The organism is Streptomyces sp. NPDC059524 (assembly GCF_042749255.1).
GTDB lineage: Bacteria > Actinomycetota > Actinomycetes > Streptomycetales > Streptomycetaceae > Streptomyces > Streptomyces xanthii.
This window is the reverse complement of record NZ_JBHYTK010000022.1, coordinates 1-18,329: the sequence shown is the minus strand read 5'-3', so window position 1 is coordinate 18,329 and position 18,329 is coordinate 1. Positions and strand designations below refer to the sequence as shown.

Genomic DNA, 18,329 nt, shown 5'->3' with positions numbered 1-18,329 from the left:
GGACGAGCCCGTCCGGGAGGGGTCCGGCTGGACGAGCCCGTCCGAGAGGGGCCGGCTGCAGGATCCCGTCCGAGAAGGCCGGTCCGGAAGAGCCCGGCTGGAGGGGGCCCTCCGGAAGAGCCCGTCAGAGAGGGCCCCTCCGGAAGAGCCCCTCCGAGAAGGCTCGGCCGAGAGAACCCGCCCGGAAAAGCCCGTCCGGGAGGATCCGTCAGAGAGGGCCCGTCCGGGAGGGCCCCGCCGGGAGGGCCCGTCAGAGAGAGTCCGTCCGGAAGAACCCCGCCGGGAGGGTTGTCACGTCGCCGCGCCGGGTCACCCGCGCGGCCCACCCGATCCGGGACGAGCTGGGTCCGGGCGGAGGCGTTCGGGTGGCGCGGGGCGCGCGCGCCGCTCAGGGTGCGGTGGTGTGACCCAGCAGCAGTTCGCGCAGGTGGCCGGGGAGCGGGAGGGGGCGGCGGCCGTCCCCGTGCCGCGCCGGATCCGTCCCCCGAGGCGCCCCTCCTCCGCCCTGACCGCGCTCGGCCTGTTCGCCGCGGCCCGGCTCACCGGGGCCGCCGCCCTCGCCCTCGCGGCCTGGCTCGGCGGGCAGCGGCCGCTCGCCGTGCTCGGCCGCACCTGGGACTCGCTCTGGTACCTGGGGATCGCCGCGCACGGCTACGGCGCCCGCACCCTGCGCTTCGGACCCGACATCGTCCAGAGCGACCTCGCGTTCTTCCCGCTCTACCCCGCCCTGATCCGCGCCCTGCGCACCCTGCTGCCGTTCCTGTCCGGCGGCGCCTGCGGCCTCCTCGTCGCCTGGACCGCCGCGCTCGCCGCCGCCCTCGGCATCCACCGCGTCGCCGCCCGCCTGTACGGCCCGGTCACCGCGTCCCTGGCCGTCGTCCTCTGGGGCCTGCTGCCGCACGCGGTCGTACTGTCGCTCGGCTACACGGAACCGCTGCTCACCGCGCTCGCCGCCTGGGCGCTGTACGCCGTCCTGAACGGGAACTGGCTGTGGGCCGGCTCCCTCGCCGCCCTCGCAGGCCTCGCCCGCCCCAACGGCTGCGCGGTCGCCGCCGCCGTCGTCGCCGCGGCCCTGCTCGAAGTCCTCCGCCGGCGCGGCCGCGTCGTCCCCAGGCTGTGGACGGGCGCGCTGCTCGCGCCGATGGGCTGGTGCGCGTACGTGCTGTGGGTCGGGGTGCGCACCGGTGATCCGCTCGGCGGCTACTTCACCGTGCAGCGGCACTGGGGCTCGTCCTTCGACCTCGGGGCGGGCGCGGCCCGCACGGTGAAGGAGCTGCTGCTGCACGGGGACCGGTTCGCCGTGCCCAGGACGATGAGCCTGCTGATCGTCGCGGCCGCCGTCCTGCTCTACGTGCTCCTGCTCCTGGACCGCGCCCCGCTGCCGCTGCTCGTGTACAGCGGGGTCCTGCTGCTCGTCGCGGTGGGCGGCTCCGGCTTCTTCGAGTCCAAGCCGCGCTTCCTGCTGCCCGCGTTCCCGCTGCTGCTGCCCCTCGCGGCCGCGCTGGCCCGGACATGGAGAACCCGGCCCGCGCAGGCCCTGACGGTCCTTGGCGCGCTGGCCGGGTTCTCGACGGCGTACGGGGCGTATCTCGTCGTCTACGCGCACACCCCGCTGTAGGCCTCGGTCCTACTCCGAGTCGTCCTCGGGCTTCTCGTCCTCGGCCGAGTCGACCTCGGCCTCCAGGCCGAGCTGCTCCACGAGCCAGCGGTCGAACTCGATCGCGGCGCGGACCCAGCTGACGGTCGACGACACGAAGTGCTCCAGGGAGACACCGGTGCCGATCAGCATCTGGGCCTCGCCGATGAGGCGGACCTGGCCGTCGTCGTGGGTGTGGCTGTAGACCTTCGGCCACAGCGTCCGGCGGTTCCAGTCGTCGATGGACTCCAGGAGCTGCGGCTTGGACTCGATGCCGTGCGGGCGGTCGTAGAACGTCCGCACCGAGAAGACCTGCTGGTCGCCCTCGCCGCGGAACATGAAGTAGGTGCGGAACTCCTCCCACGGAGCGGCGAGGTCGCCCTCTTCGTCGAGGACGTACTTGAGCTCCATCTGGTCGAGCAGCTGCTTGACCAGGTCCTGGTCGGGGATGACGGGGCCCGACGGTCCCGCCCCCTGGGGATCGGGCTGCGCCCCGAAGTTCGGAATCGAGGACGGGTCGATGCTCATGTCTGTCCCTTCGTATGGATACAACTCATCCTCTCTCAGAGGGGGCCCCCGGGGGCAAGCCCGGCCCCCCGTCTGCCGTGTCCTGTTCGCTCCCGGCGTGCGGCCCGGTGGTGGGCTGGTCGCGCAGTTCCCCGCGCCCCTGAAATGCAGACCCTTCGGGTCGCATTTCCCCGATGCGCCGACGCCCCTATGGAGATGGCGCACGAAGTGCGCATCTCCATAGGGGCGCGGGGAACTGCGCGACCAGCCCCCACCGGGGCCGCGGCCGGCAATCGACCGCGACCCGGCAGACGATCGGCCGGCCCTACAGCGACTTCCCCGTCGCCGGCCCCACGATCAACCCGTCGCCGAAGGCATCCACCCGCACCGTGTCCCCGTCCGTGACCTCCCCGGAGAGGATCTCCCGGGCGAGCCGGTCACCGATCGACGTCTGGACGAGACGCCGCAGCGGCCGCGCCCCGTAGGCCGGGTCGTTGCCCTCCTCCGCCAGCCAGTCCAGTGCCGCGTCGGAGACGTCGAGCGTGAGCCGCCGCTCGGCGAGCCGCCTGGCGAGCCGGTCGATCTGCAGCCCGGCGATGCGCCGCAGCTCGTCCTTCTCCAGCGCGGAGAAGACGACCAGGTCGTCCAGCCGGTTCAGGAACTCCGGCTTGAAGGAGGCCCGTACGACGTCCAGGACCTGCCGCTTCTTCTCCTCGGCGGAGGTCAGGGGATCGACGAGGTACTGACTGCCCAGGTTCGACGTGAGGATCAGGATCGTGTTGCGGAAGTCGACCGTGCGGCCCTGCCCGTCGGTGAGCCGCCCGTCGTCGAGCACCTGGAGCAGCACGTCGAAGACCTCGGGGTGCGCCTTCTCGACCTCGTCGAGCAGCACCACGCTGTACGGGCGCCGCCGCACCGCCTCGGTGAGCTGGCCGCCCTCCTCGTAGCCGACGTAGCCGGGGGGCGCGCCGACGAGCCGGGCCACGGAGTGCTTCTCGCCGTACTCGCTCATGTCGATGCGGACCATCGCCCGCTCGTCGTCGAAGAGGAAGTCGGCGAGCGCCTTGGCCAGCTCGGTCTTGCCGACGCCGGTCGGGCCGAGGAAGAGGAAGGAGCCGGTGGGCCGGTCGGGGTCGGCGATGCCCGCGCGGGTGCGCCGGACCGCGTCCGACACGGCCCGTACGGCCTCGCCCTGCCCGATGAGCCGCTTGCCGAGCTCGTCCTCCATGCGCAGCAGCTTCTGCGTCTCGCCCTCCAGGAGGCGTCCGGCGGGGATGCCGGTCCAGGATCCGACGACGTCGGCGATGTCGTCCGGCCCGACCTCCTCCTTGACCATGGTGTCGTTCGCCGCCTCCTCCTCGGCCTCGGACGCGGCCTCCAGGTCGCGCTCCAGGGTCGGGATCTCGCCGTAGAGCAGCTTGCTGGCGGTGTCGAAGTCGCCGTCGCGCTGGGCGCGCTCGGCCTGGCCGCGCAGCTCGTCGAGCTTCTCCTTGAGCTCACCGACGCGGTTGAGGGACTGCTTCTCCTTCTCCCAGCGGGCGGTGAGGCCGCGCAGCTCCTCCTCCTTGTCGGCGAGGTCGCGGCGCAGCTTGTCGAGGCGCTGCCTGCTGGCCGGGTCGGTCTCCTTGCCGAGGGCGAGCTCCTCCATGCGCAGCCGGTCGACGGAGCGCTGCAGCTCGTCGATCTCGACGGGCGAGGAGTCGATCTCCATGCGGAGCCGGGACGCGGCCTCGTCGACGAGGTCGATGGCCTTGTCGGGCAGGAAGCGGGAGGCGATGTACCGGTCGGAGAGGGTCGCGGCGGCGACGAGCGCGCTGTCGGCGATCTGGACCTTGTGGTGCGCCTCGTAGCGGCCCTTGAGTCCGCGCAGGATCGCGATGGAGTCCTCGACGGACGGCTCGGCGACCAGGACCTGCTGGAAGCGGCGCTCCAGGGCGGGGTCCTTCTCGATGCGCTCGCGGTACTCGTCGAGCGTCGTCGCGCCGACCATGCGCAGTTCACCGCGGGCGAGCATGGGCTTCAGCATGTTCCCCGCGTCCATCGCGGAGTCGCCGCCGGCGCCCGCGCCGACGACGGTGTGCAGCTCGTCGATGAACGTGATGATCTGGCCGTCGCTCTCCTTGATCTCGGAGAGGACGGTCTTGAGCCGCTCCTCGAACTCACCGCGGTACTTCGCGCCGGCGACCATCGCGCCGAGGTCCAGGGAGACGAGCCGCTTGTTCTTCAGCGACTCCGGGACGTCGCCCTTCACGATGCGCTGGGCGAGGCCCTCGACGACGGCGGTCTTGCCGACGCCGGGCTCGCCGATGAGCACCGGGTTGTTCTTCGTGCGGCGCGAGAGCACCTGCACCACGCGGCGGATCTCCTGGTCGCGGCCGATGACCGGGTCGAGCCGGCCCTCGCGCGCGGCGGCGGTGAAGTCGGTGCCGAACTTCTCCAGGGCCTTGTACGAGCCCTCCGGGTCGGGTGTCGTCACCCGGCGTCCTCCCCTGCTCTTCGCGAACGCCTCGGCCAGCGCCTTCGCACCGGCCCCGTTCTGGATCAGTACGTCACCGGTCGCGCCGCCCTTCGCTGCGGTCCCGATCAGCAGATGCTCGGTGGAGAGGAACTCGTCGCCCAGCTCCTTGGCCCGCTCCGCCGCGTCGGCGATGACCGCGAGCAGCTCGCGGTTGGGCTGCGGGGGCGCGACCGTCGAGCCGGTCACGCTGGGCTGGGCCGCGAGCACGCGCTCGGCGCCGGCCCGGATCTGTGCCTGGTCGGCCTCGACGGCGGCCAGCAGATCGACGATGTTCTCGTTGTCCTGCCCCTCCAGCAGGGCAAGCAGCAGATGCGCCGGGGTCAGATCCGGGTGTCCCCCGGACACGGCCCGGCTGGTGGCCGCGTTGATCGCGTCACGGCTCCGGTTCGTCAGCTCGGCGTCCACGTACTCGTTCTCCTCCACGTCCGACCCCGTCCGGGGTCCTCCTACGACAACTCTGACTTATTCAGCGTACACAAAGTTGAGTCTATTCCGCTCAAGGTAAGCCAGGGAGGTGTCCCGGGATAGGTTCCGGGCATGGCGAAGCGCATCGACCTGGACGATCCGGCGCAGGCCTTCCTGGACTTCTGGCGGGAACGGCACCTGTGCACCCTCACGACCCTGCGCGCGGACGGCACCCCGCACGTCGTCCCGGTCGGCGTGACCTACGACGCCGAGCGCCGGGTGGCCCGGGTGATCACGAGCAGGACCACGCGCAAGGCGGTCCACGTGCTCCAGGCGGCGGGCGCGGCCCGGGTGGCGGTCTGCCAGGTGGACGGCCGGCGCTGGGCGACGCTGGAGGGGACGGCGACGGTGCGCGCGGACCGGGAGAGCGTCGCGGACGCGGAGCGGCGGTACGCGGAGCGGTACACGCGTACGCCCCGGCCCAATCCGGACCGGATCGTGATCGAGATCGCGGTGACCCGTGCGACGGGCAACGGCGTCTTCGACGACTGAGCCGCGGCGCGGCGGTCCCGCGCGAAAACTGCAGCGGCGCCACCGTGGTTCAGGTTCCACGGTGACGCCGCTGCGGGGGGAAGCACCTGCGCGATCTACAACGACGGGGGAATCGCGTCAGGCACTGCGGGGGGTGGCTGTGGTGCCGGTCGTCTCGCCGACCAGCTGGTGGTCCCGCTGGTCGAGGTTGACGAAGATCATTCCGTACCGGACGACGGTCCGCACCGGCTGGGGGGCGCCGCGCGGCCGACGCAGACACCGGTAGGCCCGGATGTCGTCGTCGTCGTCCCGCGCCACGACGATCGGCTCCCCGAACAGGGTGACCATGAGCGAGTCACCCGGATTCGGGATCGCCGTCACGAGATCGACCGTGTGCCAGCCGGACCGGTAGGCGATCGCCATCTCGCGGCGCAGGGATTTGTCGTCGGGTGGCGTGATCACGCGCCCGGACCGTTCCAGCCGAGGTCCTGGGGGGCGACGTTCCATCCGAGGTCCGGAGGGGCCACGGCGGAGCCGTCGGTGGTCGCGGGGCTGCTGTTCCAGCCAAGATCCGGCGGGGTCGCCGCCACCGTGCTCGCCGGGCTCGCGTTCCACCCGAGATCGAGACCGCTCGCGACACTGGCGGCCAGCCCGGCGGAAAAGGCGGCGATCACCACCGAGCGAAGCATGCGCTTCAACATAGTCGGCTTCGTCCTCACTTGGTCGGTTCCTCTCCCCCGGCTGTACCAAGACGATGTCTCAATCCGGCACGTCAAAGCCACAGGGTCGATGCATCATGTTCCTGCACGTTCAGGACCCTGGGGGGTGGAGATTGTTCTCAATAGGTACGAAACCGACACATCCTCATCCCTCGACCCCGCTCTGCGACGAGGGGGCACGGCTCTACGCGCTCGCCCTGGCCGAGGGACGCCTCGCGCGCGCGACCGCCGAGGACGCGCCGTGCCTGCTCGCCTCGGCCCTGCTGCACCCGGATCCGGACGACGCGAGCCGGCTCCTCCCGGTTCCGCCCAACGCCGCGCTCGCCCAATGGCTGACACCGCTGGAGCGCGAGATACAGGAGCGGCGCAAGACCGCCGTGGCCCTGACAGAGCTCTTCGAGCCGTTCATGGCCATCACCGCACGAGCAGAACCGGCCACGCACGCCATCACCGTCCTGGAGGGCGACGCCCGGATCAACGCGGGCATCGAGCAGCTCACGTCGGAGTGCAAGTTCGAGGTGCTCACCGTGCAGCCCGGCGGCGGCCGCAGCGAGAACACCCTGAACGTGGCCCTCAAGCGCGGCCAGACCGTCCTGGACCGCGGCGTGGCCATGCGGACCATCTACCAGCACACCGTCCGCCACAGCCAGGGAACGCTCGCCTACGCGGCCCGGATCAACCGCAAGAACGTACAGATACGCACCCTCGAAGAACTCATCGACCGACTGATGATCTTCGACCGGACCGTCGCCCTGATCCCGGTCGGCGAGGAGCGCCAGGTAGCCCTCGAGCTCCGCCACCCCGGACTCGTCGAGTACCTCACCAAGGTCTTCGAAGACCTCTGGCGCCGCGCGACCCCCCTGCTCGACGAGCCCCCGTACCCACCGGCCACCGACGGCATCACCGGCGTCCAGCGCTCCATCGCCAAGCTGCTGATCGAGGGCCACGTCGACGAGGCCATCGCCCGCCGCCTCGGGATGAACGTCCGCACCTGCCGCGCCCACATCGCGAAGATCGCGGCCGCCCTCGGCAGCGGGAGCCGGGCCCAGCTCGGCTTCCTGATCGCCCGATCGGGGATCCTGGACCACGAACCGGACCTGCCGAGCAGAGAGAGCGACGCGTGACCGCCAAGGCCCACCCGCACGGAGCCGAGGAGTTCTGCGAGGAAGGCTCGCGGCTCTACGCGCACGCGCTGCACTGGGGCCGGCTGCGCAGGTCCGACGCGTCCACCGCGCCCTGCCTGGCCGAACTCGGCCTCCTGCGGCCCGACCCCGGCGACGCGGACTGGCTCCGCCCCGTGGCCCCCGCCGTCGCCCTGCCGGCCCTCCTGAACAGCATCGAGGACGAAATAGCGCAGCGCCGCAGCCGCGAGGCCCGGCTCGCCGCCGCCTTCGCCCCGCTCATGGAGCTGGACGCCCGCCGCGCCGCCGTCCCCGACTCCCCGATGATCTCCATCCTCATGGGCTTCCAGCGGATCAACGCGGCCATCGCCGAAGCCATGCGCGGCGCCTCCCAGGAACTGCTCACCATCCAGCCCGGCGGTTTCCGGCCACCCGACCAGCTGGCCATGGTCCTCCCTCGCGAGCAGGAGCTGCTCGCCCGCGGCTGCCACATGCGGACCCTGTACCAGCACGCCTCACGCCACTCGCCCGCCGTCCGCGCCCACTACGAGCAGCTCGACGGCCGCGTGGAGGTGCGCACCCTCGACGAGGTCACCGAGCGCCTCGTCCTCCTGGACCGCTCCGTCGCCTTCATCCCCGCCAGCACCGACCGGACCGTCGCCATGGAGATCCGCCACCCGGCCCTGATCTCCTACCTGGTCACCACCTTCGAGCGGCTGTGGCGCCTCGCCACGCCCATGCACCCCGCGACCGCGCCGGGTCCGGCCCCGCACAGCGACCCGACGAACCGCCAGCGGACCATCGCCGCGCTGCTCATCGAGGGGCACACGGACGCCGTCATCGCGGAGCGGCTCGGCGTCAACATCCGCACGGTCCGGCTCCACATCGCCAAGCTGGCGGCCGCGCTGGGCAGCGAGAGCCGCGCCCAGCTCGGCTACCGGATCGCCGAGTCGGGGATCCTGCACAGCGGCGAGTGAGACGCGGCGCCCGGCCACCGCACCGGCCGGACTACTTCGTCAGCCCCGCCTCCGCGCACGCCGCCGCGTACTTCGCCGTGCAGATCTCGGACACCTTGAAGAACTTGTCCTTGATCACCGTGGACTTGATGTTGTCCCGCTTCAGCGCCACGACACTCACGCTCGCCGTGCGGATCTGCTTCGTCGTCGGACTGTTCGTGCGGTCCGCCGCGAGCGCCTCGAACTCGATCGTGCGGCCCTGAGCGATCCGCACCGCCATCTCGGCGGCCGTCGCGGCCTCCTTGGCGTACGGCTTGTAGACGCTCATGTACTGGTCACCGGTGAGGATCCGCTGCACCGCCGCGAGCTCCGCGTCCTGCCCCGTGATGGGCGGCATCTTCGTCACGCCGGCCTCGCGCAGCGCCTCGACGACGCCCGCGGCCATGCCGTCGTTCGCCGAGTACACCCCCGCGATGCGGCCCGCGCCGATCGAGGTGATGGCCTGCTTCATCTCCGCCTTGGCGTTCTGCGCCTTCCAGTCGGCGGTGTCGTAGGACTTCGCGACGGTGACCGTGTTCGCCAGCTCGGCGCGCGCGGCCTCCTTGAACTGGGCGGCGTTCGGGTCGGACGGCGCACCGTTGATCATGACGACCTGGCTGCTCTTACCCGCCTTGTCACCGAGCGCGAGGAGCAGTTCCTTGCCCTGGGTCTGGCCGACCAGCTCGTTGTCGAAGCCGACGTACGCGTCGACGGGGCCCTGCGCGAGCCGGTCGTACGCGATGACGGGGATCCCCGCGTCCTTCGCCTTCTGGACGGACGGCGCGATCGCCTCGGCGTCGACCGGGTCCACGATCAGCGCGTCGACCTTCGCGTCGATCATGCGCTGCAACTGGCGGCTCTGCTGCTGCGCGTCCTGCTCCGCGTTCGCGTAGACCAGCTCGCCCTGGCTCTCGGTGAGTTCGGCGACCTTGGCCTCGATGCCCGGGTGATCGAACTTCTCGTAGCGGGTCGTCTCCTTCTCCGGCAGGAGCAGACCGATCTTGACATCGTTTCCCTTGTGCGTGGGCTCGCTGCTGCCACCGTCCCCACCGGGCAGCAGACCACCACAGGCCGAGAGCGAGACCAAGAGGACGGATACGACGCCGGTCGTCGTGACGCATCGTATGCGCGTGTTCATGTGCGGATACCTCCCTGACATGGCCGCAGTGGTGCGACCGAGGTGGCTCGAAGCCAACTCGGCCGCCCACCGAGCGTCAAGAGGTGAAGCCACAATGCAACGAAACCGGGTCCTTAGATTCCTTTTATGAAGACATAGGGACCCGGTCGAGGAAGCCGTGGACCGAACGGATCCGGCCGTCCTCGTCGAGCTCGACCACGTCGAAGCCGGCGACCGGCGCGGACCCGTCGGCCTCGGAGACGAGCTCCCAGCCGAAGCGGGCGATGCCGTGGTGCCCGTCGACGGCCCCGAGCGGGCGGAAGAAGAAGCCGGGGAACTGCTCGTGCGCGGCCGCGATGACCGCGGCGACGCCCTCGTGTCCGGCGACGTCGGCGAGCGGGTCGGTGTAGGTGCCGCCCTCGGTCCAGGCGGCGGCGACGGCCTTGGCGCGGGCCTCGGCGCCGCGGGCGTTCCACGCCTCGAAGTAGCGGTCGGCGGCGGCCTCGTGGACGGTGCGGCTGGTTCCGGTGGTCGTCATGGCGGTCGGCCTCCTGGGCGTCGTCACTACGTCTGTCGGGGCCGGAGCCCGGACGGAGTGCGCCGCCCGGGTTCCGGTGACTTCAGAGTGCCGGGGCGTGCCCGGGACCGCGATTACGCCGAAGGTAATGAGGGAGGGCTCAGCCCTCGTACTCGGTGAGGTCGATCGCGTACAGCCGCATGCCGTCGGCCTCGCCGGTGAACTCCATGCCCAGCTTGGCCAGCACCTTCACGGACGATGTGTCGCCCTCCGCGGTGGCCGCGACGACCCGGTCGATGCCCCGGTCCTGGAGGGCGAACTCCAGCGTCGCCTGGGCCGCCTCGGAGGCGTACCCCTGCCCCCAGAACTGCCGGCCGAGCCGCCACTGGATGCCGATGTGCCCGGCGACCGGAGCCGGGGCGTCCGGCACGTGGAGGCCGACGGCGCCGGCGAGCTCGCCCGATCCGAGCAGCTCGACGGCGAAGATCCCGAACCCCTCGTCGTCCCACTCCTCCTCCCAGCGCTCGATGTCCTCGGCGGTCTCGTCGAGGGAGCGCGGTGCGCCGTCACCGACGTACCGCATCACCGCCGCATCGGCCTGGATCTCGGCGAGCGGGACCAGGTCGTCGTCGGGCAGCCAGCGGCGCAGGAGGAGGCGAGGGGTACGGATCTCGGTCATGGGCCCAGTATGGGCGGGCCCATGAACCGTGCCGCGTGCCGGTCAGCCGGTGGTGGGCCAGGAGATGTCGTCGACGCGGATCGACTGGATCTCGGTGGCCGGGGAGAGGTTCCCGGACGGGTCGTAGGTGAACGCCCGGTACTCGTAGGTGCGCCCGTCCGTCTGCAGCCCGTCGCAGGTGGTGGCGCTGGGCATGTCGGTGCGCGGGTCGAAGCCCTGGTGCAGGACGACGGTCCAGTCGCCGGTGGTGCCGGCCTCGCGGCGCTCGACCTGGAACCCGACGAAGTCGCGGATCGGGGCGGGCGTGGAGTCGGACACGGTGACGCGGACACCGGCGTCGCAGCGCACGAGCGGGCTCAGCTGGGGCGCGTAGGCCGGGCCGATCTGGTCCGGGATGTTGAGCCAGACCTCGTTCTCGGCGTACGCGTTGAGGGAGCCGTTGCCCACGTACTCGGTGGTGCCGCCGTCGTTGGTGACGATCACCTTGTACTGGTTGGCCTCACCGTCGGCGACGACCGGATCGGTGGTCCAGGTGTTGCCCTTGGTGGTGCCGATGGCCACCCACGTGCCGCGCCCGTCGATCATCTCGTTCGACATGACGGTGTAGTGGTCGAAGTGCGGCTCGGTGTTCTGCGTCCACTTCAGGCTGACCCGGCGGGTCTCCGGGTCGTACGAGCCGGTCATCCCGGTCGCCGTGGGGACCGGCCGCACGATGGTGTCGGCGGAGCCGGACGAGGTGTTGCCGGCCTTGTCCCTGGCGCGGACCTCGTAGTAGTACGGCGTGCGGTCGTCGGGGTTGACGAGCGGGTCGGTGTAGCTGCGGCCGGTGGTCGTGGACGCGACCTTCGTCCACGTGCTCCCCGTCCGCGCCTCCCTGCGGTACAGGCTGTACCCGGCGAGGTCCATCTCCTTGTTGGCGGACCAGGAGACGGTCGTGCGGCGCGTGGTGGTGTCGTACGCGGTCTTCACACCGGTCGGCGCGAGCGGCTTCACCGAGTCGTACGTGGCCGAGGTGCGGGGCGCGTACGTGTAGGAGACCTTGGCGGCGCCGGTCCAGTTGACGTAGTCGACGCGCAGGGTGTGCTTGCCGGACGGCATGGTGAGGTTGACGCTCTTGGAGCGGGCGGTGTCGCCGGTGCCCTGCCAGAGGTCGATCTTGCGGACGCCGTCCAGGTACACGCGGACGCCGTCGGTGGCGGACACGTTGAACGTGAACGGGCCGCCGGAGCCGAAGTCACGGGTCACGGACCAGCGCACGCCGAAGTTGTTGGTGGGCACGCCGGTGGCCGGGGAGCCCGTGCCCCAGTTCTGGCTGATGGCGCTGTCGCAGTCGGTCTTCACCGGAGTGCCGGAGAACGTCGTGTTCTTGTAGAAGGACCGCTGGTAGACGTTGGTGGAGCAGGTCGTGGCGGCGGCCGCCTGGGGAGCGACGGCGAGCAGCCCGCCGACCGCGGCGACGGACAGCGCCCCCGCGACAGCGGCGGCGCCGGATCTCTTCTTGTGCAACGGGATCCTCTCGGCCTCTCGGACGAGGCAAGAAAAACGGGTGGGGAGCGGCGTATCGGCTTCATGACCCCTGACCTGCCCGGAAGGTTGTACGAAGCCCGTACACCCGCCGTACAACCAAGCGAACCCTCCACGTGTCTTCTCCACGCCCGGACGAAGCGTCGAAGATCCGGACCGTTCTGCCTGGAGAACCATGCGAATCCGTACGGCCGCCACCGTCGCGGGCGGCGCCCTCGTGCTGCTCCCCTTCCTCACGCCCGCCGCGCAGGCGGACACCCACAAGGGGGACACCACGTTCACGTCGGTCACGTTCAGCAAGTCGACGGTGAACGTCGGCGTCAGCGCCACCCAGTACCTGACCGTGACGGCGACCGCCAAGGACGGCTCGGGGATCAAGGGCATCTACGGCGGCAAACTGGTCAGCCCCGCGGGCCGCATCGCGTTCCCCTACTCCGCGTCCTGCACCCGCCCCACGTCCACGACGATGAAGTGCGCCTGGAAGTACTCCTTCGACGCGAACGCCTCCGACGACTACGCGGACCTGCGCAACGCCGACGCGGGCACCTGGCACCTCGACGCCGAGGCGGCGGCGAACGACCAGGACTTCTACACCCTGGACACCAGCAAGACGGTAAGGATCAAGCGCTACGCCAAGCTCACCGCCACCCAGGCCACCCCCGAGCCGGTGGTGAAGGGCCGCACCCTGACGGTGACCGGCACCCTGACCCGCGCCAGCTGGGACTCCAACGCCTACTGGGGCTACGCAGGCAAGTCCGTCTCCCTCCAGTTCAAGAAGTCCGGCACCTCGACCTACACCACGGTCAAGTCCGCGACCACGGACAGCGCGGGCAAGCTGAAGACGACGCTCACGGCGAACGCGTCCGGCACCTGGCGCTGGAAGTTCGCGGGCTCGGGCACGACGAGCCCGGTGACGGCCACGGGCGACAGCGTGGCGCTGAAATAGCCCCCGCTCTTCCCCTTCCCTTCCCTTCCCTTCAGGAACTCCACTCCTCTCAGGACCGCCATGACATCCGCCAGACCCCTCGGTGCCGCACTCCTGGTGGCGGCCACCACCGCCGGCCTGCTGTGCGCCGCCGTCCCGGCCGCGGGCGCCGCGACCGTCACCTGCGCCTCTCCCGTCTTCAAGCGGGAGTTCTTCGCCAACACCACGTTCTCCGGTACGCCGAAGAAGACCGACTGCGACTCGGCGATCGACCAGAAATGGGGCACCGGCGCCCCGGCCACCGGCCTGCCCACGAACAACTTCGGCGTGCGCTGGTCCGTCACCCGCGACTTCGGCTCCGGCGGCCCGTTCACCTTCGCCGCCTCCGGCTACGACGGCATCCGCGTCTACCTGGACGGCAGCCGCAAGATCGACCTGTGGTCCAACACCGGCTCGTCACACGCGAAGACCGTGAACCTGACCGTCCCCAAGGGCCGGCACACCCTCCGCGTCGACTACGTGAACTGGACCGGCACCGCACAGGTCAAGTACACGTACGTGCCCCGCACTTCGGCCACATACGACAAGACGGCGCCGCTCGCTCCGGCCGGATTCAAGGCCGTCTACGACAACGGCACGCGCAAGGCCACGCTGTCCTGGGCCAAGAACGTCGAGATGGACCTGGCGAACTACCGCGTCTACCGCAAGGCGGCGACCGCGAGCACGTGGGAGTACCTGGCGACGACCACGTCCTCCCCGTACACCGACGCCCCGCCGGCCACCGGCGCCGCGTACCAGTACCGGATCCGGGCCGTCGACAAGGCGGGCAACCGTTCCGCCGCCTCCGCCGAACTCGCCGTCACCACGGCCGACAAGACCGCGCCCGCCGCTCCCGCCGGCCTCGCGGTCGAGCGGTCCGAGGGCGGCGTCACGGCGAAGTGGCAGACCTCGGCCGGTGCCACCGGCTACCAGGTGCGGCGGGCGGCCGCCGCCGACGGGACCTACACCGCCGTCTCGGGATGGCTGACCGACACCTCGTTCCGTGACACGCCGTCGTTCTCCACCACCCCCCGCTGGTACTACCAGGTGGTCGCCCGGGACGCCGCGGGCAACGTCTCCGCCCCGTCCGCGGTCGCCGACACCGGCGAGCCCGACGTCACCCCGCCCTCCCAGGTGCAGGACGTGACGGCGGACGGCACGACCGCGGGCAACAACGTCCGCTGGCAGGCGGCCACGGAGGACACCGCGCACTACGAGGTGTGGGTGTCGACCCCCGAGAGCACCGACGGCGGCGGCCCGCGCATCGTCCTCGGCACCTCCTACCTGGACGCGACGGCGACCGCCGGCGTCCCCACCTCGTACCGCGTGTACGCCGTCGACCACTCGGGCAACATCTCGCCGGTCTCCGCGACCGCCACGGCCACACGCCCCGCGGCCTCCGCGCTGGCCGCGCCCGGCGCCCCGACCGCGACCCCGATGGACAGCGCCACCCGGCTCGCCATCCCCTGGACCCTCAACGACCAGGGCTACCGCGTGTACCGCCGCACGGACCCGAACGGCGCCTGGACCCTGCTGACGGAACGCCCGGTCACCGCCCAGGTCTTCGACGACACGACGGCCGCCGCGGGCAAGGCCTGGTACTACGTGACCACCGTCGACCAGAACGGCCTCGACTCGGCCCCGTCCCCGACCACCGCGGCGGACCGCCTCACCCCGGCCACCCCGGAGGCGCCCGCGGCCGCGACCCTCACTCTGTCCGCCCCGTTCACCGAGTGCACCGCCAACGACTGCGCGGGCCACGGCTTCGGCCAGGACGTCACGGTGACTGCGACCCCGGCGTCACAGCCGGGGCATACGCCGGGGCGCTACCGCTGGCTGGTCGCCGGCCCGAACGGCTTCACCCGCACCACCACCGAGAACACGCTGACCTGGCGGCCGACATCCATCGGTACCTACATGGTCCAGGTCGAGGTGGGTGACACGTACGGCCGCTACGGCGCGCCCACGAGCATCACGTTCAAGGTCGGCTGACGCACCCGGGGCAGCGACCCGGTTCCGGGCCTCGGTAGGCGTGGTCGCACACGTCGCAGTTGTGGAGCCGATGCCGTACGGGTGGCTCCACCGGCCCCAGTCGGTCGAACGAGCGTGACCAGGCCGGCAGTTCGGCTTCCAGTCTGTGGGCGAGGAAGGCTGCCGGACGGTGGATCGGGCCGCCCTCCGGCAGGCCTCTGCTGAGGGCGTGGCGGACGGCGGCGGGACTGACGCCCCGCTCCAGCCAGGCCGCGACACCCGGGGTGAGAAGTTCGACGTCGCGGGCCGGGAGCGCGAGGCGGGAGTCCGTGCGGTGCAAGCTGACGAGCAACTCGGTACAGGCGCGGAGGAGCGCGGGGCCGGGCCGGTGCTCCGGCTGCGGCACCGTCAGTGGCCTGGGCTTCCTCGGTGCGGGAGGACGGCGGCGCGGCTGGGCGGGTGGGGCGCCTGGCCGGTTGCAGGAGACCGTACGGGTCCGGACCCGCCCGTCGGGCGTCCGGTGCCGCTCGCGCCGCAGATACCCGTGCGCTTCGAGCTCGCGCAGGGCGGCCGAGATGCGGGTGGTGCCCTCCGGGAAACGGGCGGCGAGGGTGCGTACGTCAGCCTTGGCGCCGGGCGGCAGGGACTGGATGTGGACGGCCAGGCCGATGGCGAGGCCGGAGAGTTCGCGGTGCTGGGCGAGGTGGTTGCCGACGACCGTGAAGTGGCTGTCGTGCCGGGCGTTCTCGTGGACGATCCCGGCGCCGACGGGTACTCCGGTGCACTCGTCCGGGCGGTCGTTTCCGGCATCGCGGGACTGCGCGTGCGCGGGCACGCTAAGGTCGTTCGCATCCATGGGGAAGGGTGATTCTTCCTTGATGGTCAGGCCCTCGATCGGGATCGCTAGTCCCGTCGGGGGCCGACGTCTGTCTGGGTTGTTGCGGTGAGCGTAGAGCCACCAACTAGGGCAATTGCCAGCGGAATTGGCAAGGTTCACCAGTGCGGGTGAACCGGCTCGCAGGCGGGGAGAGGTGGGGCTTGGAGGGGTTCCTTTCCCCCGGCCGAGAGTTCCTTGTACTGACCGCCCCTGGCACCGGCGACCGGGTCCCCGTGCCCCGGTCGGGCGAGCCGCAGTTCGGCCCACACGGTCTTACGCGGGAACGGCCCCTGGGTGACGCCCCACCGTTCGGCCAGTGCCTCGACGAGGACGAGCCCGCGCCCCGACTCGCCCTCGGCCGCGTGGAGTCGAGGGAGCCGGTCGGCGCGGGTGTCGGTGACCTCGATGCGCAGGACGACCTCGGTCACGTACACCCTGAGGACGAAATCGCGGGCGGGGAGGCGGCCGTGCGTGACGGCGTTCGCGGTGAGTTCGGCGACGACGTGCGCCGCGTCGTCCAGGACGTGGGCGAGGCCCCAGCTGCGGAGTTGTTCGGTGGCGAGGAGACGGGCGAGGCGGGCCGCGCGCGGGGTCGGGGACAGCTGGACGCTGAAGTTCTCTCGATTCACGTCACTCAGCGTGGCCGGATCCGCCTACTCTGATCCGCGACTCGCCTGTCACGTACGGTCACTGTCCAGCGTTTGTCCAGAGCTGTACAGGCTGTCCAAGACCCGTGGTGGGTAGGGCGGTTCACGGAACGTGGGCGGGGAGCCGAACGGGCGGGAGGTACGCACGGATGACCGGTGCGACGGACGGTGACGGCTGGGAGATCGAGCCCGGTGACGTACAGGGAGCGGCGGTGATCGCCCTGGTGGGACACCAGTTGAGGGCGCTGCGCGAGGCGGCCGGACTCAAGGTCGCGGAGCTCGGCGCGGCACTCGGGTACGGCGAGGGGATCGTCTACAAGGTGGAGACCGGTACGCGGATCCCACGCCCTGAATTCCTGGACAAGGCAGATGACGTACTCCGCGCCAACGGCCTGCTCAAGGCCATGAAACCGGACGTCGCCGAAGTCCGGTACCCGAAGAAGGTGCGGGACATCGCCGCCCTAGAGGCGAAGGCTGTCGAGCTGACCTCGTACTGGAACCACAGCCCGCACGGCCTGCTCCAGACCCCCGAGTACGCGCAGGCCCTCTTCTCGATGCGCCGCCCCGCGCTGTCGTCCGAGCAGATCGAACGCGCGATGGCCGGCCGCACGGCCCGCAAGTCCGTCTTCGACCGCGACCCTGCCCCCGCCCTCAGCTTCGTCCAGGAGGAGGTGACCCTGCGCCGCCCCATCGGCGGCCGGGCCGTCCTGCGCGGTCAGCTCGAACACCTTCTGGAACTGGGCCAGTTGCGCACGGTCGAGATCCAGGTGATGCCGACGGACCGGGAGGATCACGCGGGGATGAGCGGGAACATGGACGTGCTGAAATTCGAGGACGGAACCGCGATCGGGCGCTGTGACGGCCTGTACAACGGCCGCCCGGTCTCCGACCCGAAACAGCTCCGCAGCATCGAACTCCGGTGTGGCATCATCCGAGCTCAGGCCCTCTCGCCAGGGGAGTCACTGGCCTTCATCGAGCGAGTGCTGGGAGAACTATGAACCGCGAGACCAACGCCGGGTCCCCGACCGAGCTTGCCTGGTTCAAGAGCACCTACAGCAGCGGCGGCGACGAGCCCGACTGCGTCGAGGTGGCCCACACCCCCGGCACGACGCATGTCCGGGACTCCAAGAAGGCGGATGGCGCCCGCCTGACCGTGAGCGGAACGGCCTGGGCCGGATTCCTTGGCGGTCTGTGACCTCGGGGCAGACTTCTCAGCTGCCGGGTTTCGGGCCCTGGGTCGCGTTCGGCCTCAGGAGACTGATGCCGAAGCCGAGCACCGAGACCCCGAAGAGGCACATCACCAGGCCCACGATCTTGGCCTCGGCTTCGGTGTCCGCGCTGCGCCCCGTGTTCGCCGAGTCGGCGACGACAGAGGCCGGATCGGCGATCGCGTCGATCCCGACGTACAGCAGGCCCGCCCCGAGGAGAACCAGGACGACGGCGCCGATGACACGCTTGGCCGACCGGCGGACCGGCCCAGCAAGCTGGGTGTTCTCCTCGAGCATGGCCAGGACGCTATCACCGCCGTCGGCGCGGGCCGTCTGGGACGACGTGAGGTGAGACCCGGAACGCCGTGTGGCCCCGGACGGGTCGTCCGGGGC

The 18,329-nt window shown here is 71.0% G+C and carries 19 protein-coding genes; 8 read left to right on the top strand and 11 right to left on the bottom strand.

Annotation, left to right across the window (positions count from 1 at the left end; all coding sequences use genetic code 11):
• The first annotated feature begins 463 nt into the window (after window positions 1–463).
• Entirely contained in the window at window positions 464–1,618 is a 1,155-nt protein-coding gene (locus tag ACFW9D_RS09330; protein WP_384619701.1) for a hypothetical protein, read from the top strand.
• A gap of 9 nt (window positions 1,619–1,627) precedes the next feature.
• Here ACFW9D_RS09330 and ACFW9D_RS09325 read toward each other — a convergent pair whose 3' ends face one another.
• Both ACFW9D_RS09325 and clpB read right to left on the bottom strand, forming a co-directional pair.
• Window positions 1,628–2,164: a YbjN domain-containing protein gene (locus ACFW9D_RS09325; RefSeq protein WP_188338128.1), complete on the bottom strand. Its 537-nt coding sequence runs from the start codon at window positions 2,162–2,164 to the stop codon at window positions 1,628–1,630.
• Between the two features lie 304 nt (window positions 2,165–2,468).
• Window positions 2,469–5,066 (bottom strand): ATP-dependent chaperone ClpB, encoded by a 2,598-nt coding sequence (gene clpB, locus ACFW9D_RS09320; RefSeq protein WP_384619698.1) that lies wholly within the window; start codon window positions 5,064–5,066, stop codon window positions 2,469–2,471.
• A gap of 132 nt (window positions 5,067–5,198) precedes the next feature.
• Between clpB and ACFW9D_RS09315 the strand changes: the two genes are divergently transcribed.
• A complete protein-coding gene (locus tag ACFW9D_RS09315) occupies window positions 5,199–5,618 on the top strand; it encodes a pyridoxamine 5'-phosphate oxidase family protein (RefSeq protein WP_188338127.1) in 420 nt (139 codons plus the stop codon).
• 117 nt (window positions 5,619–5,735) lie between these two features.
• On the opposite strand, the gene ACFW9D_RS09310 is transcribed toward ACFW9D_RS09315, so the two are convergent.
• Window positions 5,736–6,059 (bottom strand): (2Fe-2S)-binding protein, encoded by a 324-nt coding sequence (locus tag ACFW9D_RS09310; RefSeq protein ID WP_188338126.1) that lies wholly within the window; start codon window positions 6,057–6,059, stop codon window positions 5,736–5,738.
• Window positions 6,056–6,286 (bottom strand): hypothetical protein, encoded by a 231-nt coding sequence (locus ACFW9D_RS09305; protein ID WP_223206065.1) that lies wholly within the window; start codon window positions 6,284–6,286, stop codon window positions 6,056–6,058. Before ACFW9D_RS09305 ends, ACFW9D_RS09310 begins: the two co-directional genes overlap by 4 nt.
• A 143-nt stretch (window positions 6,287–6,429) precedes the next feature.
• Between ACFW9D_RS09305 and ACFW9D_RS09300 the strand changes: the two genes are divergently transcribed.
• On the top strand, window positions 6,430–7,440 hold the full coding sequence (locus tag ACFW9D_RS09300; RefSeq protein ID WP_384619606.1) for a helix-turn-helix transcriptional regulator: 1,011 nt from the start codon (window positions 6,430–6,432) through the stop codon (window positions 7,438–7,440).
• Window positions 7,437–8,414 carry a LuxR C-terminal-related transcriptional regulator gene (locus ACFW9D_RS09295; RefSeq protein WP_384619603.1) on the top strand — a complete coding sequence of 326 codons (978 nt, stop codon included), beginning with the start codon at window positions 7,437–7,439 and terminating at the stop codon, window positions 8,412–8,414. The genes ACFW9D_RS09300 and ACFW9D_RS09295 overlap by 4 nt, the downstream gene beginning before the upstream one ends.
• A gap of 31 nt (window positions 8,415–8,445) precedes the next feature.
• Here ACFW9D_RS09295 and ACFW9D_RS09290 read toward each other — a convergent pair whose 3' ends face one another.
• The 4 genes from ACFW9D_RS09290 to ACFW9D_RS09275 all read right to left on the bottom strand — a co-directional run bounded on the left by ACFW9D_RS09290 (window position 8,446) and on the right by ACFW9D_RS09275 (window position 12,251).
• Window positions 8,446–9,570 (bottom strand): sugar ABC transporter substrate-binding protein, encoded by a 1,125-nt coding sequence (locus ACFW9D_RS09290; protein ID WP_188338122.1) that lies wholly within the window; start codon window positions 9,568–9,570, stop codon window positions 8,446–8,448.
• Between the two features lie 124 nt (window positions 9,571–9,694).
• Window positions 9,695–10,087: a nuclear transport factor 2 family protein gene (locus ACFW9D_RS09285; RefSeq protein WP_384619600.1), complete on the bottom strand. Its 393-nt coding sequence runs from the start codon at window positions 10,085–10,087 to the stop codon at window positions 9,695–9,697.
• A gap of 139 nt (window positions 10,088–10,226) precedes the next feature.
• Complete coding sequence (locus ACFW9D_RS09280) at window positions 10,227–10,745, bottom strand: GNAT family N-acetyltransferase (RefSeq protein ID WP_384619597.1); 519 nt, start codon at window positions 10,743–10,745, stop codon at window positions 10,227–10,229.
• Between the two features lie 42 nt (window positions 10,746–10,787).
• Complete coding sequence (locus ACFW9D_RS09275; protein WP_384619594.1) at window positions 10,788–12,251, bottom strand: fibronectin type III domain-containing protein; 1,464 nt, start codon at window positions 12,249–12,251, stop codon at window positions 10,788–10,790.
• A 193-nt stretch (window positions 12,252–12,444) separates the two neighbouring features.
• Here ACFW9D_RS09275 and ACFW9D_RS09270 point away from each other — a divergent pair, with 193 nt between their 5' ends.
• Together ACFW9D_RS09270 and ACFW9D_RS09265 are read left to right on the top strand one after the other, a co-directional pair.
• On the top strand, window positions 12,445–13,215 hold the full coding sequence (locus tag ACFW9D_RS09270; protein ID WP_188338119.1) for a calcium-binding protein: 771 nt from the start codon (window positions 12,445–12,447) through the stop codon (window positions 13,213–13,215).
• Window positions 13,216–13,275: 60 nt separating this feature from the next.
• Window positions 13,276–15,225, top strand: coding sequence for a fibronectin type III domain-containing protein (locus ACFW9D_RS09265; RefSeq protein WP_384619591.1), 1,950 nt, complete (start codon window positions 13,276–13,278; stop codon window positions 15,223–15,225).
• Here ACFW9D_RS09265 and ACFW9D_RS09260 read toward each other — a convergent pair.
• A complete protein-coding gene (locus ACFW9D_RS09260) occupies window positions 15,212–16,060 on the bottom strand; it encodes a helix-turn-helix domain-containing protein (RefSeq protein WP_384619588.1) in 849 nt (282 codons plus the stop codon). The two genes, ACFW9D_RS09265 and ACFW9D_RS09260, sit on opposite strands and share 14 nt — an antisense overlap.
• A gap of 137 nt (window positions 16,061–16,197) precedes the next feature.
• Window positions 16,198–16,710 carry an ATP-binding protein gene (locus ACFW9D_RS09255; protein ID WP_384619586.1) on the bottom strand — a complete coding sequence of 171 codons (513 nt, stop codon included), beginning with the start codon at window positions 16,708–16,710 and terminating at the stop codon, window positions 16,198–16,200.
• 167 nt (window positions 16,711–16,877) lie between these two features.
• On the opposite strand from ACFW9D_RS09255, the gene ACFW9D_RS09250 reads away from it, so the two are divergent.
• On the top strand, window positions 16,878–17,726 hold the full coding sequence (locus ACFW9D_RS09250) for a helix-turn-helix domain-containing protein (RefSeq protein WP_384619583.1): 849 nt from the start codon (window positions 16,878–16,880) through the stop codon (window positions 17,724–17,726).
• Window positions 17,723–17,923, top strand: a complete 201-nt coding sequence (locus tag ACFW9D_RS09245) for a DUF397 domain-containing protein (RefSeq protein ID WP_384619580.1) — start codon at window positions 17,723–17,725, stop codon at window positions 17,921–17,923. The genes ACFW9D_RS09250 and ACFW9D_RS09245 overlap by 4 nt, the downstream gene beginning before the upstream one ends.
• 16 nt (window positions 17,924–17,939) lie before the next feature.
• Here ACFW9D_RS09245 and ACFW9D_RS09240 read toward each other — a convergent pair.
• A partial coding sequence (locus tag ACFW9D_RS09240; RefSeq protein WP_384619577.1) for a hypothetical protein occupies window positions 17,940–18,329 on the bottom strand: 390 nt, incomplete at its 5' end.

What these genes read in the sequence shown, in the direction of transcription:
- ACFW9D_RS09325 (WP_188338128.1), bottom strand. Translation starts at nt 2,164, where the DNA reads ATGAGCATCGACCCGTCCTCGATTCCGAACTTCGGGGCGCAGCCCGAT.
- ACFW9D_RS09315 (WP_188338127.1), top strand. Translation starts at nt 5,199, where the DNA reads ATGGCGAAGCGCATCGACCTGGACGATCCGGCGCAGGCCTTCCTGGAC.
- ACFW9D_RS09305 (WP_223206065.1), bottom strand. Translation starts at nt 6,286, where the DNA reads ATGCTTCGCTCGGTGGTGATCGCCGCCTTTTCCGCCGGGCTGGCCGCC.
- ACFW9D_RS09290 (WP_188338122.1), bottom strand. Translation starts at nt 9,570, where the DNA reads ATGAACACGCGCATACGATGCGTCACGACGACCGGCGTCGTATCCGTC.
- ACFW9D_RS09285 (WP_384619600.1), bottom strand. Translation starts at nt 10,087, where the DNA reads ATGACGACCACCGGAACCAGCCGCACCGTCCACGAGGCCGCCGCCGAC.
- ACFW9D_RS09280 (WP_384619597.1), bottom strand. Translation starts at nt 10,745, where the DNA reads ATGACCGAGATCCGTACCCCTCGCCTCCTCCTGCGCCGCTGGCTGCCC.
- ACFW9D_RS09270 (WP_188338119.1), top strand. Translation starts at nt 12,445, where the DNA reads ATGCGAATCCGTACGGCCGCCACCGTCGCGGGCGGCGCCCTCGTGCTG.
- ACFW9D_RS09265 (WP_384619591.1), top strand. Translation starts at nt 13,276, where the DNA reads ATGACATCCGCCAGACCCCTCGGTGCCGCACTCCTGGTGGCGGCCACC.
- ACFW9D_RS09260 (WP_384619588.1), bottom strand. Translation starts at nt 16,060, where the DNA reads ATGGATGCGAACGACCTTAGCGTGCCCGCGCACGCGCAGTCCCGCGAT.
- ACFW9D_RS09250 (WP_384619583.1), top strand. Translation starts at nt 16,878, where the DNA reads ATGACCGGTGCGACGGACGGTGACGGCTGGGAGATCGAGCCCGGTGAC.
- ACFW9D_RS09245 (WP_384619580.1), top strand. Translation starts at nt 17,723, where the DNA reads ATGAACCGCGAGACCAACGCCGGGTCCCCGACCGAGCTTGCCTGGTTC.